The sequence below is a fragment of the Lacticaseibacillus daqingensis genome (assembly GCF_003946115.1).
Lineage (GTDB): Bacteria > Bacillota > Bacilli > Lactobacillales > Lactobacillaceae > Lacticaseibacillus > Lacticaseibacillus daqingensis.
Map to the genome: position 1 here is coordinate 1 of NZ_RHOH01000019.1, position 14,194 is coordinate 14,194.

The window sequence follows — 14,194 nt, forward strand, 5'->3', positions numbered from 1 at the left end:
CGCCGACCTTGGGCAATTTCTTCGCCGAGTGGTGTCAAAAACTTCGCATTACTTGGTAAAGCTATATGCCGTCTTCACTATCGTCAAAATAGCACCATAATAGAGGAGCTTACTGATGAACGAAGCGGGGAAAAAAGAATTCCCAAAATTGCAAGAACAAGTTAGCCGGGGTGTTGAGACACTCCCAAGAACAGTCTGTTATCTTATGAGTGGTTCATTGTTTAGCTTACGTGTTGTGCTGAACGCCGAGTTGTAATCTGACGGTTTGGATGACGCCGGTTTATTGATTTAGCGGCATTCTTGATGCGATTGAAACGATTGAATTCGGCTGAATTTGGATGAAGTGGTACTGAATTGGCACGCGAATATACTTGGTTGGTCGTCACTGGTTGGCGGCCTTTTTAATGCGTAGCTTGCCATAGATTTAATCCTTCCAAGGCAAGCGACATCAAAGGCTGGTATTTGAGTAAGAATGCGGTGTATTTTGTAAAGGTCTCTTTAATTCTACCTGAACGCGTATCGTCAACTAAGCTGCTCTTAGTCGTTTGATCTGATTTTTGAACTTCAATGGATTCAATCTTTGAAATCAGCGCAATTATTTCTTGAGATGGATCGTTAATATTGATTGTTGCGTAATCACCGAGCGTGTTTACAGGAGCACCGCCGTTATTGGTGATGTTCACAGTAGTCTGTTTTGCAAGCTTGGGTTCTTCAAATTCGCCGGTAGCTTCCCAAATATATCCTTTATTGGTGACCGTAACTTTTGCAGGTTCTTCAAAAGTCACATCGAGGTTGTAATCTGTCTCGAGACTGCCGTTTGAAACCAATCCGGATGCTTTCATGAAGCGTAATGCGTGCACTTCATCTTTCGTAAGAGATCGAGTCACTTCTCCGTCATCAATTTCATGCATCAGACGAATTCCGGTTAATCGTACAAGAAATCGGTTACCTTTGTCTGACAACACTGGATAACTGTCCGGATCGATAAAAGGGGCCCCACTCTTGGTAATAATCACCTTCGATCCGGAAATCAACCCTTGATCAACAAATAAGTTGAATCTTTTGCCCTCTTTACTGGGAATTCCTCCCTCATTTAATCGCTTTTTTTTAACATAAAGTAACAGTTCTTCATCTGAAATCAATTTTGTTCACTCTCCGTTTCAAATTGTTCCTCTAATTTACGGTAGTTTGGCTTGTGGGACATATCGGGATGCAAGGTAAAAACAACCGTAGAAAATTTTTCTTTGAATCCAAGTATACGTTTCTTGGCTACATGCATTCCAAACATTATCTTAGACGGGAATTGTTCTTCTGAAGAAAAAATATCAAAACAAGTCTGACTATGAGCCTTGAACACACCGTAACCATTCTCTGGAACATTTGCTTGAATTGCCATTCCATTTTTACTGTATGCAACAATACGATTCCCTGACAACCCATTCACCACGTTCATGTTTGCTTGAACTAGGAACTGGTAATCAATCTTGCGAGTTTTGGGATCGACAAATCCCAAATCAAAGAAACCGACATCATGCGGAGACGTATTAATTATCACGAATGTGAAGTGATACGTACCTTCATCATTCACTATTGTTCTACCATCTTCTAAGATGATAAAGTCAATCCATTCACCAGCACAAGTTACGTAGGATGTTAGTGAGATTCTATTTGATCGAAAAACTAACCATGAGAGAAACAAGGACAGCGCGGATATTATTAAGGGTATATTATTCAAAAAGTTTTGAAAGAATTTCATGATTAATCCTATTCTCTCGTTGCGTCTTGATAGAGCTTAGCCAGTCTTGATATTCTTTCGGAGTCGGTCGGATCAGTCAGTCCGTATAGCGAGTCAACATATTTATCTGTACGTTGGTGAATTTTTCTTAGGCTTTCCGGCATGTAATCAGGGTTATACAGATCCGCTAACGAATCGCCATTCTTTTCAAATTCTCGGCGACTAGCAAGTATTAAGTCCCCGTATTTTTCAAGATATTGGTTCTGTTTTTCGGTTAACAGCGGCAACACCATAGTATTGTATACCATTGTGTTAGAGTACCGGAAATCAGCCTTCAGTCGACCACCAACCGTCTTTAACCAAGCAACATGCATCTTAGAGCTTAGTAGTGCGAGCAACCCCGTCGTTGCATCTATTACTTGATATGTTTCCTCGGAAGCGATTGTATTTGAATCGCCAAATCCTATTGGAAGATACTCACGTCGTCCGGAAGAAACTCTCGGCAAGATGAGTATATTTGAGTGCGCATAAGTATCCTTTTGCCAGGTAGTGGGGAAATTTGATAAGCGAGTTGTATCCTTTCCACCCTGAGACTTCCGAAAAGTCGAAACCTCGTGAATCTTCTTGGTTATAATCGGAATTTTTAAAATGCTAATAGGCGCATCGTTCAAATACAGAATATAACGATCCAGGTGGTTCAGAATTTCTTTTGCACCAACGAATTTTTTAATGAATGGCAGCAACTCGGGCTGCTTGTTTACGATATCATCTCGTTCTGCCTTAGAAAGAATATAGAATCCGCCGTCTTTGGGTGAGCTTCCTATTTTCATAGGTGGTAAGTCACTTATTTGCTTTGAACGTGCCTTCAGTTTTATAGGCTGTCCAGGCACAAGATATTCGTTGATTACCTTTGCATTTTTCTCAACCGGATCCGAAGTGAGTGTATCATATGTGAAAAGCTTGGCGTTTTCGATATTCCTTGCAAGTCCAACAATGACTACATATACATTTGCTCCATTGTTATCCCATGCAAAAGTTTGATGTGCAAATTTGATTTTAATACCCTCATCAAGAATCGCAGAAAGAAGTGTTCGAGCCTGTATTCCTTGTGCTAATGAATTTGTCGACACCATACCGGACTGAGTTTGCTGATGAATCTTCATGTACTCGCTGGTCTTAATGTACCAGCCAGCAACAAAGTCAAGCGATTTGATTCCTTTGATACCAGATCCGACTTTTTCGAGCTGAGTCTTCTGCGCATCGGATAACAGCTTAGACCCAAGAAATGGAGGATTTCCAAAAATATAATCAAATTCTGGAGTAACTTTAGGCGAGTTTATTTCTTGCCAATCAGTGGTCAAGGCATTAGCCTCAATTACATTCGCACCCGCATGTAGCGGAATACGCCGAACCAGCTCACCAAACAATTCGCTTGCCTCAACGTTCATCAAATGATCCATCAACCACATGCCAACCCGTGCGATAGAGACAGCATAGGGTTGTATTTCAATGCCATAAAATTGGCTTACTTCAACTTTGATATTTGTAGAAACAAAATCATAGGGCATCTGAAAGCCGCGTTGAAATTCATCTTTCATCAACGTATCGAGGATTTCATGTTCTAATCGGCGCAATTCTCGATAGGCGACAATCAAAAAATTACCTGAGCCACACGCAGGATCAAGAAACTTCAAACCTAATATTTTTGCATGAAGACGACTCAACGCCTTCGTTCTCGCTCCGCCCGCGTATGCTGTATGCCGTGCAACATCCAATTCGTGGCGCAGATCATTCATGAACAGTGAATCAATTACCTTGAGGATATTCTTCTCCGAGGTAAAGTGTGCGCCTAGGTCATGTCGTTTCTCTGGATCCAATGCGCCCTCAAACATTGAGCCAAAGATAACCGGACTAATAACTGACCAGTCTTGATGCGAGGCATCAATCAACGATTGACGAACGTCTGCGTTAAATGTAAGTCCTAAATCAGTTGTGAATTTAGCAATGTCTAACGCAAACAAACCACCATTGATGTATCCAAACTCACGCTTCTGGCCAATCCAATCGTGGTCGCTAGTATTAAGCTGGCGGAACAATACCGTCAACTTCGATAGCAAATCGCTACCATCTTCGGCTGTGTTCTCTAAAAATTCCTGAAAGACACCGTTACGTTCAAAGATGCTGGTATCGTCAGCAAAGAGGCAGAAAACAATTCGAGTCATCAGCAGACTAGCCGCGTTAGGCTGAACTCCAACATCCAAGATATGCCTGTAAATTGTTGAGATTTTACCAGCGGCTTTTGCATTGACGACAGCTTGGTCTTCTTGCAGCTTCTGTTCATAGCCAAGCAGGAATGAGAACTCATCAATGTCTTTGACAAAGTCTTGCAGTGTCGTCGTCCAAACATCCTTCGTCGCTGGATCACGTAAATAAAAGTGTTCAAAATCACACGCCAAAATGTACTTGGGCTTGTTCGCATCGTCGAGCGCGTATGCATAGCGGGCTGCTTGTTCGTATCCAGCATTAGGATTGTCGACAATCTTCACGCCTTGAGATTCCATTTCAATAATCAGCAGTTTTGGTAGTAGCGAGTCAATCCGCTTATCGTGTCCGTCAATTTTTACTCGCCATTCATATCCAGCACGACTAACAGAACGTGAGATTCCAAAAACCTCATAAAAATCGGCCATAAATTCACGATCATGCTGCCGTTCGGTCACATGTCCCTGTTCCACTAAGGGAAGCCAGTTCTTTTGAAACGTTAGTGCCCGCTGTAATAATGCATTCTTTTCCATTTTCCATACCCCAATACTCTGGTTTGATATTGCTGATGAACTGTCTGCGCAAAAAAGCCAGCGAATGCTCAAGATGGTTTTACCATCTCTCCTAATCCCTGGCCTCAAGCGTCTGCCAAACAGGGACGCCGTAATCGTAAGTTTATGACGTTGGTGCCGTCAATCAAATTAAGCTAGATTTTATGCCATGCTCGCTGGGCCAATCGTCAGGTTGAGCGGACGACCCAGCGCATTGGCAAGCTTGGTTAACGTATCGATGGAAGTGTTGTTACCATTTTCAATACGAACGATTGTTGTCTTAGGAACACCGGACTTGTCCGCCAGCTTCTGTTGGGATAAACCAGCTTCCTCGCGCGCTTCGAGCAGCGCCATTGCACTTGCCATTTTGTTTTTTTCTTCATTGTAGACTTCACGGTACGAGGAATCTTTCATCATTTCCGCGAAGTAGGCGTCGAGATCACCGGTGTGTTCCATCGTGAATTCGTGCATGTCTTTACTCATTTGTCGTCTTCCTCCTTGTAGGTTTGATAGAACTCAGCTCGTAGGTCGATTGCATGATCAATTTCTCGCTGTGGCGTCTTGTTTGTCTTCTTCGAGAAGCCGTGGGTGATGACATAATCACTGCCAGATACGTGAAAATACAAACCGCGCTGATAGGTTTTTCCTTGCCGCGAACGCAACTCATATAAATTGGTTGTGAGTTTCTTGACCAGCAACCGTTGAGCTGCTTCTTGTAAGCCAAGTTCTTCCGTAGTATGGATGGCTAACTGTAATTTTGCTCGTTCCTTGAGGGGCAGCGAATCAAGAAATTCAATGAATTCCATGTGGCCGTTCGGCCGCTTGTAAGGTCTAAACTTTGGGTTTTCCATAATTAGATTGTACCATATATTGAACCGATTAACAAATATGTGACCGCGTTATAGCAAATCAGATTATATACTGGAAATCTCAAGAATGCTATTTTTGACTGTCGATGATCGATTCACGAGTTTCCTTTTCCATCTTGTCGAGGTACTCGGTTACATAGCGCCGATCAAGCAAGTGCGCGACGTCACGGAAATGGTCGTTAGTCCACATGTACATCTGAATGATTTGATCTAGAGTAGCACGCTCCAGCTTCTCATCTCCGGCTTTGCGGGCCAGTTCTGCCTCCGCAAACATCTTTTGAACCATTTCGACGTGATCGACCAAACCGTTAACGGAATGGTCTTGGTGTTCAAGCTTCTCTGACTGCCAGCTGCGCCAGTCGGCATCGTTGAGATACAAGTCGTTAGGCGTCACTTGCAACGCCTCACACAGCTGCATAATCGCTTTAGCAGACGGTGCCGAAATTGCCCGCTCAAACTTAGACACGCTTTGCTCAATGCTACCCATTGCATCAGCAAGGTCTTTTTGCGTCATGCCGCGTTCCATACGAATACGCTTAATATTTCTAGCGAGCTTCTTGTCGATACCTTCTTCACTTTTTCCGAACATGAGTTGATTTCTCCTTTTTGTAGCCTTACTTGAAGCTTAATGAAACCCATTGAAAGTGTCAAGGAATAATTAAACGAAACCTGTTTGTAACTTACCTAAAAAGGTTGATAAGTTTCTTGGAGGATGGTATGATTCAGCCATAGCAGATTATAAACCCATACCTGTTAAATTCAAACCAAAAGAGGTGATTATATGTTAGTCGATAAGAAGATGCTCATGCAGCTAGGATTTTCCGGTTACAAAGCCGGACAGATTATCCATCAATGCAAGCTAAACCTGGTTGCAGACGGTCATTGCTTCTATGCAAACCGCAAGTGCGGCCAAGTCCCACTCCACGCCATCGTCAGTCTGTTAGGCTTCAATCCATTTGAAGATCTGGCAATGGTCACGTAACACCACGCCGCCGCGCGCGGCGTGCAGCGCGAAAGCCGCTAGCGCGAGCGGCGGCGGTCGGCGTTAGCCGGCCGCCCAAGCCCCCGTATTCTAACAGGGGGGCACAAAATGACAACAACAATCCGAAACGAGGCAGAAAACACAGGCGATTCACCGCTATGCACGGCAATCGGCTGTTCGCAGACGGCGAAATCAGAGCACACGAGGTGAGCAATGGACAAAACAATGATGAATGGCCGTGATCATACTGGACACGGCTGGTTGGTGGAATTTCGCCAACAGATGACTGATGCCGGTATCAGTCAAACGCAACTTGCGGCGCAATTAGGCATGACGCGCTCCTATGTCAATCGGCTGTTAAATGGACGCGCTACGTTAACCGAAGAAATGCAACGACGCCTAGGCCACGCGCTCCTTGGCCTGACCAATCGTGATTCGATGTTTATCTTAGTCGATTACGTGCGGGTGCGGTTCAATACGCAAGACGCCGAGTATGTGTTCAAGAAGCTGTTGCCAATGAACAGGGACTTCTTTTCCTTAACTGAAAAGGCATTTTATGGGTTCGACTACACGATTCAGCGTGGCGATATTTCAATCATGAGTACCCGCGTGGGCGGCCCGAATGCCTATCTGGGAACAATGATTGAGATGCACGGCTCTGGTTGCCGTCAATTAGAAGCAGTGCTTGTCCGAGATGGGCTGACTTGGTTCGACTTTTTTCAGGCCTGCGATGACCTAACTGGAATCTACAAACGGGTTGACTTCGCCATCAATGATACCGTCGGGATTATCGACATTCCCCACCTGATTCAAAAAGTCGAAAAAGAAGAACTAGTGAGCTTGTTCAAGAGTAAAGGCGCAATCGAAACCATTAAGAAAGGCCGCGTCGGAAAAACCGTTCAATTCGGTTCACCACAAAGTTTGGTGCAAATGATTGGCTATCAAAAGGACATCGAGCAATATTTCAAAAACAAAATCGACTATCCAGAGGATTCTCCAATCCTCAACCGGTTTGAAGTCCGACTTCGCGACCAGCGTGCTCAAAAAGCCATGAAGGAACTGCTGGCCTGCCAAGACGCCGAAACGGTCGTCTTCGGGATCATTAACCATTACTTGCGGGTCGTAACGCCACAAGGCTCAAAGAAATTAGCCGATTGTCCACTAGATCCAGACTGGCAAACTTTTATCGGCGATAACCGTAATCGCTTGAAACTAGCAATGCGGCCAGAACCAATCACGATGGACAGCGTGCTGAACTGGCTGACCAAGCAAGTCGCGCCCAGTCTGAAAATGGTTCAGCAAGTAGATTCACTCAATGGTACTGACATGATCGCGGATATGATTAACGAGGCTGAATTATCGCCGCAACAGAAGACGTTACTCAAGGAGGTATTTGAACAAGCGCAACATGAAGACGAAAAAAAACAAAGCAACGAATGAACGTGATTGCACGCACCCGATACTTTGCCCTAGACAAGCCAAGTATATCATGGTCAACGACCAAAGCAAGCGTGCCTTCAATTATTTGGAGGTATGAAATGAGCATTACCCAAGCACCTAATGGCACCTATGTTGTCAGTGTCTCCTTTGGCACTGATCCTGTCACTGGCAAGCGCCGCCGCAAGAAGAAGCAAGGCATTCATTCAATGGCGGCTGCCCGCGAAGTTGAAAAGGAGATAATGCGCACTAGCGTCGACCGACTGTTCAACCAAGAAACCGTCACCTTCGACGAATTGTTCGAGCGTTACGTGAACCGCGTTAAGATCCACATTAAGCCGTCCTACTTGCAGTCACAGCGCGCCGTGTACAAGCGCTATATCCAGACGTTCTTCGTCAATGCCGATATTAAGCGCCTCACCAGCGAGCATATCCGTGACTTTCAAGAATGGCTCACCGAAGAACGCGATTTGAGCAATAACACCAACAACAAGACCTTGATTGAGTTGAAGCTGATCCTAGATGTTGCCGTCGAGGAGAAAGTGATTGTCGAAAATCCTTGTATTGGTGTGAAGAAGCTTAAAATCGAACGCAAGAAAATGGAGTTCTACACGCCAGATGAATTTCACGCGTTTACCAAGTTAATTCATCTGCCGGAAGAATTCGACTGGTACGTGTTGTTCTCGTTGCTGTTCTTCTCTGGCCTGCGGGTCGGCGAACTTTGCGCGTTAGACTGGTCGGATCTCGACTTCAAACGCAAAGAGCTGACTGTCAGCAAATCTGTGTTCCGACGCGGCGGCGTGGATATCATTACGCCACCAAAGTCTAAGGCCAGCAACCGCCGCATCAGCCTCAACCAAGGCATGATCGCCTTGCTCCTGCAATGGCGTGAACAGCAACAAGAACTCTTTAAGCACGACTTAGCCCTTGACTGGAGCGAAGATACGCCGATGTTCCAAGCAACGCTGATACGCCGCAACAAGCACACGATCCGCATGCGCTACAAACGTATCTGCAAGCGTGATCCCACGATGAAGCAGATTCGGATTCACGATTTCCGGCACTCACACGTCGCCTTGCTGATCGATCAAGAAACAGAGTACACGATCATAAAGGAACGACTGGGGCATGCCAGCATCGTCACAACGATTGACACTTATGGGCATCTTTTCCCAAACAAGCAACGTGAAACGGCCGATGCCCTCGATAAATTCTTCTAAAAGAAAGGTTTGATCACATGAAATTTCGAACACGTTTGCCGCTAAAACCGGCGGTCTGATTTTTCGAACTGGTACTGCACTGGTACTGGAAGGCCGATTTCGACCCAAACAAGCGTTTGAAAGCAACAAAAAACCGCAACCTCGAAAGGCTGCGGAACGCTGATATATCAACGTTTATGAAGGAGAGTACGAGATTCGAACTCGTGCGCCGGTATTAGCCGGTTCGACGGATTTCGAGTCCGGCGCACTTCGGTCTCAAAACACTCCTAGGGGCTACGGTAGTCTAGCTTTCTCCGGGGAAGCCCGTTAAGACGGTCTTGGGTAGCCAGCACCTGGCTGGGACTAACATCATCCAGCGACTCGCCTTTTGGGTAGTCACGTCTAATCATGCGATTGTGGGCCTTGTTGGAGCCGCGATCGCATGAGGTGTATGAATGCGCGTAGAAGATGTCTGTATCTGTATCCTCAAAGGCCTTATTCAGAGTCGAGAACTCCGGGCCATTGTCTGCGGTAATCGTGCGCAGACAGTCACCCCACTCAAGCTTGATTTCTCGTAACGCAAACTCCACAGAGTCCGAGTCTCGGCCGTCGATCAGTCGGAGAAGTTGGCAACGAGTCTTCCGCTCAATCAGGCTAAGGATGACGCTCTCACGGCCATTGCGTTTCCCGACAACGGTATCCATCTCCCAATGTCCGAACTGCTTGCGGCGTTCGACAGCCTTAGGACGCTTCTCAATACTGCGGCCGGCTAGGCGCTTATGCTTAGTGCTCTTGTGTTGCTTGGTCCGCCGATTTGCCTTCTCCACGAGATCGATGTTTCGAATTTCTAAGCGTTGATCATCGATGTAGCGATATAAAGTGGTTGTGCACACCATCTCCTCAGGGGTGAATAGCTTGGCTCGCCGTGCGGCGCCAACGGCTGCATCAGGCGACCAGTGTTCAGTCTTGGCCTGATTAACATACCAGGCCAGGAAGTGGCTTGTAGCGGCGATTTTATCCGGCCTATGACAATTCAGACGTGCGGTCTCATAGCGCGTCTGAGCAGCTTCAGGACTATATTCCGTATGATAGATTAGTTTGCCATTAATGCCATTAATGCGCTTAGCCTGCTTGACAGTCCCTCGGTCAATCTCATTATTGATGGTTTGATGGCAGACGCCAATTTTGGCAGCAATTTCGCGTTTGGAGGTGCCGGTGGCGTAAAGTTCTGCAATTCTACCGCGTTCCATTTGAGACAAATGATGACCTGGTTGACGACGTGTGATATCCTGTTCATGCATCAGGACAATACCTCTTTCATTGTTTGTGTTGGAACTTCAATGATACAGGATATCTGTTCTTGATGTTTTTTATTTTCCAAAAAATTTTGAGACAGTGGCTAACTTGATTCTAAAATGCGCGCCGAAATCTTGACATAAGAACCTTATTACCAAGGCGTCAAAGTTGTATCAAATTAACTACAAAGTTACTGGGGATTCGTCATTTACGGCAGCCTAGTTCAGCATTCACTAGCACAACGGGTTGTGGTTATGTTATTATGCGTATATAAATAAACATTTTTTAGTAGAGGTGACAATATGTTTTTAGCTTGGAATGAAATAAAACATGCTAAATTAAGATATAGCTTGGTAATGGGCGTAATGTTCTTAATCGCCTATTTGGTGTTTTTCTTGACAGGACTTGCTTATGGACTTGCACAAGACAATCGAACAGCTATTGATAAATGGCAGGCAGATACGATTTTATTGAGTAAAGAAGCCAATTCAAATTTAAATATGTCAATGATTGCCAGAAAGGAATTAGACAATGTAGATGCCAAAAATAAAGCCTTACTTGCACAAACACCTGGCGTAATCGTTGACAATTCTTCAGAAGATAATGAAAAAATTGACGTTAGTTTTTTTGGGATTGAGGCAGACAGCTTCTTAGCACCTAAAATAGTTGAGGGAAAGATGTTTGCTTCAAATGATGAAGTGGTTGCTGATAGTAGTGTGAAGGAGCAATACGGCATTAAAATAGGTGATGAGCTTTCGCTTTCGGGGAATGAAAAAAAGCTCACAGTAGTTGGTTTTACAGAAAATGCAAAATTTAGCGTTTCACCAGTGTTATACACGAGCATTAACGCGTTTCAAGAAATTCGCTTTGAAAAAGAGGATACGAGTGAGAATGCGCGAATCAACGGCATTGTGATTAGGGGACCTCTTGCCGCATATCCTGATGATTTAGAAAAAATTTCAGTGGGCAATTTCATCAATGATTTACCAGGGTACAGTGCACAAGTACTTACTTTTGGCTTTATGATTGGGTTTCTTATTGTTATTGCGGCAATTGTTATTGGTATTTTTGTGTATGTCTTGACCATGCAAAAGCAAAAAATATTTGGCGTCATGAAGGCACAAGGAATTTCGAGCGGCTACATTGCTAAATCTGTCATTGTTCAAACATTCTTATTGGCTTTTGTGGGTGTTGTAATAGGTGCTTTAACAAGTATTTTGACATCTTTTCTATTGCCAGCCGCGGTTCCGTATCAAAATAATTACTTATTTTTGATAGGTGTTAGTATTTTGATGCTATTGTTCGCAGTTTCAGGTGCGTTATTCTCAGTTAGGACGATTGTAAAGATCGATCCTCTAAAGGCGATAGGTTAGGAGTGATAGTGTGAGCGCAATAGAATTCATTGATGTTAAAAAACAGTTCAAAGACGGCGACACAACAATCGAAGCATTAAAAACAACAAATTTCAAAGTTGAAAAAGGCGAATTTGTCGCAATAATTGGCCCTTCTGGTTCAGGAAAAAGTACCTTTCTTACGCTTGCAGGGGGACTACAGTCACCTACTGAGGGTCAAGTTAAAATCAACGGTGAAAACTTTAGTGAAGAAAAAGAAAAAACGCGGGCCAAGTTGAGGTTTAAAAAAATTGGCTTTATCTTGCAAGCTTCAAATTTGATTCCGTTTTTAAGTGTCGAAAATCAGCTGAAATTGGTCGATAAAATTAGTAGCAAGGAACAGCACTTATCGAAAGATAAATTATTTAATCAACTAGGAGTTTCTAAGTTGGTAAAAAAATATCCAGAGGAATTGTCAGGCGGAGAACGTCAGCGTGTGGCGATTGCACGTGCGTTATATAATGATCCTACAATTATTTTGGCAGATGAACCAACCGCTAGCTTGGACTCAGAACGAGCTTTTGAAGTTGTAGAAATTTTGGCTAAAGAATCAAAGGAAAAAAACAAAGCGATCATCATGGTGACACACGATATTCGCTTGGTTCAGTACTGTGACCGGATTATTGAAATTAGAGATGGGCTGATGGTTGAAAAAGATGCGGAAAAAATAAAGCAAAAATATGCCCGTGAAGAAGACAATGAAAATTAGAAAAATTAGAAAAAATAAAAACTATGCACGACAGATAACTTTCCAAACTAGAATTGTTGGATTAAGCAAATCAGTGTCGTGGATAGTTTTTTATTGATTTAACCACTCATCTATTCGGTGTGTTGATTCTGTGTATATAGTAAAACCCGTTGTGCTAGTTAATTTAAAACGCGCATTTTAGAATCAAGTTAGCCACTGTCTCAAAATTTTTTGGACAATAAAAAACATCAAGAACAGATATCCTGTATCATTGAAGTTCCTACACAAACAATGGAAGAGGATATTGTCTTGATGCAGAAACAGGATAGCACACACCGCCAAAAAGGTCAGCACTTAACATCACTCGAGCGCGGAAAAGTGGCCGGATTCCGCCAAGCTGGGAAGTCCAATCGTTGGATTGCTGCTGAAATTGGCGTCTGCCCGCAGACCATTAATAATGAAATCAAGCGAGGTACAGTAGATCAGGTCAAGAAGAGTAATGGCAAGCGCGTCTACCATCGACAATACCTGCCAGAGGCTGCTCAGGCACGTTACGAGACTGCACGCTTGAGCTGCCATCGTCCTGACAAGTTCGCCAGCGTACAGGTCTTCTTAGCCTGGTACGTACAGCGAGCTAAGCAGGACAAATGGTCGCCGGATGCTTCAATCGGCTATGCCAAGCGACACAAGCTGTTTACTCCTGAAGAGCTTGTTTGTGCCTCGACTTTGTATCAGTACATTGACGACCAACGCCTAGAGATTCGAAATATCGACCTGTTGGAGAAGACTAAGCGGAAGACCTCTCACCAGCACCACACCAAGGCTAAGCGCCTGGCTGGCCGCAGTATCGAGGAACGGCCTAAGGTCGTTGAACGACGCAGGCAGTTCGGTCACTGGGAGATGGATACCATTGTCGGTAAACGCAATGGCAAGGAGAGCGTCATCTTGACTCTGATTGAGCGCAAGACCCGTTGCCAACTTCTCCGCTTGATCGAAGGACGAGATGCAGACTCTGTGAGCTATGCATTGCGTGGAATCAAGCGCGAATAAGGAGCTTGCATCAAGACCATCACAGCCGACAACGGACCCGAGTTCACCGCCTTAAATACTGCTTTTGCTGGGACGGAAACTGAGATCTTCTACGCCCATCCTTACACGTCCTGCGACCGTGGCACCAACGAGGCACATAACCGGATGATCCGCCAGGACTTCCCTAAGGGCATGTCCCTAGATGACATTAGCCCTAGTCAAGTGCAGGCCACGCAAGACCGCTTGAATCAGTTGTCTCGCAAACAACAGGGCTACTGCACACCCCAGCAAAACTTTGAGGCCGAAGCTCGGCGCGTTCGCCGCATGGCCCAGTAGTCTCTCTAGCGCCACAACTTCTATTTGATAACGGCCTGTTCTGGGATTGTCCTCAACGACTGGCTAACTTGTTCTTGCAATTTACGGTCATTTTGCACCATGCAGCTGATATTGTTAGCGAGTGAATTTTCATAGCATGGCTTCGGGGCAGTAGTCACGTAATTCGGTAATGAACATTAAGATCCCGTTACAGTTCAACTTTCAGTTTCAAAACGCGTCCTACAAACCGTCTGTATATGTTGAGAGCGAAAGTTCTCACAGACCTTCCGGAAGGGTCTTGCAACGTACGCCGCCGTGCGCGGCGTGCAGCGCGAAAGCCGCTAGCGCGAGCGGTGGCGGTCAGCGTTAGCCGGCCGCCACAAGCCCCCGGTCTCTAATAGGGGGGCAAATATTAGAGACAAAATACACGTAAGTAGGAC

At 44.8% G+C, this 14,194-nt stretch carries 12 protein-coding genes and 1 pseudogene; 6 read left to right on the forward strand and 7 right to left on the reverse strand.

The features are described from left to right. Nucleotides 1–401: 401 nt before the first annotated feature. The 6 genes from EKM88_RS12785 to EKM88_RS12810 form a co-directional block, all read right to left on the reverse strand. Nucleotides 402–1,142 carry a hypothetical protein gene (locus EKM88_RS12785; RefSeq protein ID WP_125706708.1) on the reverse strand — a complete coding sequence of 247 codons (741 nt, stop codon included), beginning with the start codon at nucleotides 1,140–1,142 and terminating at the stop codon, nucleotides 402–404. Continuing rightward, on the reverse strand, nucleotides 1,139–1,588 hold the full coding sequence (locus EKM88_RS12790; protein WP_125706709.1) for a hypothetical protein: 450 nt from the start codon (nucleotides 1,586–1,588) through the stop codon (nucleotides 1,139–1,141). The genes EKM88_RS12785 and EKM88_RS12790 overlap by 4 nt, the downstream gene beginning before the upstream one ends. 176 nt (nucleotides 1,589–1,764) lie before the next feature. Next, entirely contained in the window at nucleotides 1,765–4,530 is a 2,766-nt protein-coding gene (locus tag EKM88_RS12795) for a DNA methyltransferase (protein WP_125706710.1), read from the reverse strand. A gap of 180 nt (nucleotides 4,531–4,710) precedes the next feature. Beyond that, complete coding sequence (locus EKM88_RS12800; RefSeq protein ID WP_021354119.1) at nucleotides 4,711–5,031, reverse strand: helix-turn-helix transcriptional regulator; 321 nt, start codon at nucleotides 5,029–5,031, stop codon at nucleotides 4,711–4,713. Beyond that, entirely contained in the window at nucleotides 5,028–5,399 is a 372-nt protein-coding gene (locus tag EKM88_RS12805) for a type II toxin-antitoxin system RelE/ParE family toxin (protein ID WP_125706711.1), read from the reverse strand. The genes EKM88_RS12800 and EKM88_RS12805 overlap by 4 nt, the downstream gene beginning before the upstream one ends. An 88-nt stretch (nucleotides 5,400–5,487) precedes the next feature. Further along, the gene (locus EKM88_RS12810; protein ID WP_021354117.1) at nucleotides 5,488–6,006 is read right to left on the reverse strand and encodes a helix-turn-helix domain-containing protein; all 519 of its coding nucleotides are present in this window, start codon (nucleotides 6,004–6,006) and stop codon (nucleotides 5,488–5,490) included. 192 nt (nucleotides 6,007–6,198) lie between these two features. Between EKM88_RS12810 and EKM88_RS12815 the strand changes: the two genes are divergently transcribed. The 3 genes from EKM88_RS12815 (at nucleotide 6,199) to EKM88_RS12825 (ending at nucleotide 9,056) form a co-directional block, all read left to right on the forward strand. Further along, entirely contained in the window at nucleotides 6,199–6,399 is a 201-nt protein-coding gene (locus EKM88_RS12815) for a DUF3173 family protein (protein WP_060417025.1), read from the forward strand. Nucleotides 6,400–6,612: 213 nt separating this feature from the next. Beyond that, nucleotides 6,613–7,839 (forward strand): replication initiation factor domain-containing protein, encoded by a 1,227-nt coding sequence (locus EKM88_RS12820; RefSeq protein WP_125706712.1) that lies wholly within the window; start codon nucleotides 6,613–6,615, stop codon nucleotides 7,837–7,839. Between the two features lie 98 nt (nucleotides 7,840–7,937). Beyond that, a complete protein-coding gene (locus tag EKM88_RS12825; protein WP_164512103.1) occupies nucleotides 7,938–9,056 on the forward strand; it encodes a tyrosine-type recombinase/integrase in 1,119 nt (372 codons plus the stop codon). 266 nt (nucleotides 9,057–9,322) lie between these two features. Here EKM88_RS12825 and EKM88_RS12830 read toward each other — a convergent pair whose 3' ends face one another. Beyond that, nucleotides 9,323–10,336 carry an IS30 family transposase gene (locus tag EKM88_RS12830; protein ID WP_125600367.1) on the reverse strand — a complete coding sequence of 338 codons (1,014 nt, stop codon included), beginning with the start codon at nucleotides 10,334–10,336 and terminating at the stop codon, nucleotides 9,323–9,325. A 297-nt stretch (nucleotides 10,337–10,633) separates the two neighbouring features. Here EKM88_RS12830 and EKM88_RS12835 point away from each other — a divergent pair, with 297 nt between their 5' ends. The 3 genes and pseudogenes from EKM88_RS12835 to EKM88_RS12845 all read left to right on the forward strand — a co-directional run bounded on the left by EKM88_RS12835 (nucleotide 10,634) and on the right by EKM88_RS12845 (nucleotide 13,775). Beyond that, nucleotides 10,634–11,704: an ABC transporter permease gene (locus EKM88_RS12835; protein ID WP_048603272.1), complete on the forward strand. Its 1,071-nt coding sequence runs from the start codon at nucleotides 10,634–10,636 to the stop codon at nucleotides 11,702–11,704. A gap of 10 nt (nucleotides 11,705–11,714) precedes the next feature. Beyond that, nucleotides 11,715–12,431 carry an ABC transporter ATP-binding protein gene (locus tag EKM88_RS12840; protein ID WP_101398032.1) on the forward strand — a complete coding sequence of 239 codons (717 nt, stop codon included), beginning with the start codon at nucleotides 11,715–11,717 and terminating at the stop codon, nucleotides 12,429–12,431. Between the two features lie 291 nt (nucleotides 12,432–12,722). Then, nucleotides 12,723–13,775, forward strand: a pseudogene (locus tag EKM88_RS12845) (IS30 family transposase). Nucleotides 13,776–14,194: the final 419 nt, after the last annotated feature.

Bases quoted from the DNA above. Each gene is read 5' to 3' on its own strand.
- EKM88_RS12795 (WP_125706710.1), bottom strand. From the start codon at position 4,530: ATGGAAAAGAATGCATTATTACAGCGGGCACTAACGTTTCAAAAGAAC.
- EKM88_RS12805 (WP_125706711.1), bottom strand. From the start codon at position 5,399: ATGGAAAACCCAAAGTTTAGACCTTACAAGCGGCCGAACGGCCACATG.
- EKM88_RS12815 (WP_060417025.1), top strand. From the start codon at position 6,199: ATGTTAGTCGATAAGAAGATGCTCATGCAGCTAGGATTTTCCGGTTAC.
- EKM88_RS12800 (WP_021354119.1), bottom strand. From the start codon at position 5,031: ATGAGTAAAGACATGCACGAATTCACGATGGAACACACCGGTGATCTC.
- EKM88_RS12810 (WP_021354117.1), bottom strand. From the start codon at position 6,006: ATGTTCGGAAAAAGTGAAGAAGGTATCGACAAGAAGCTCGCTAGAAAT.
- EKM88_RS12835 (WP_048603272.1), top strand. From the start codon at position 10,634: ATGTTTTTAGCTTGGAATGAAATAAAACATGCTAAATTAAGATATAGC.
- EKM88_RS12825 (WP_164512103.1), top strand. From the start codon at position 7,938: ATGAGCATTACCCAAGCACCTAATGGCACCTATGTTGTCAGTGTCTCC.
- EKM88_RS12830 (WP_125600367.1), bottom strand. From the start codon at position 10,336: ATGCATGAACAGGATATCACACGTCGTCAACCAGGTCATCATTTGTCT.
- EKM88_RS12820 (WP_125706712.1), top strand. From the start codon at position 6,613: ATGGACAAAACAATGATGAATGGCCGTGATCATACTGGACACGGCTGG.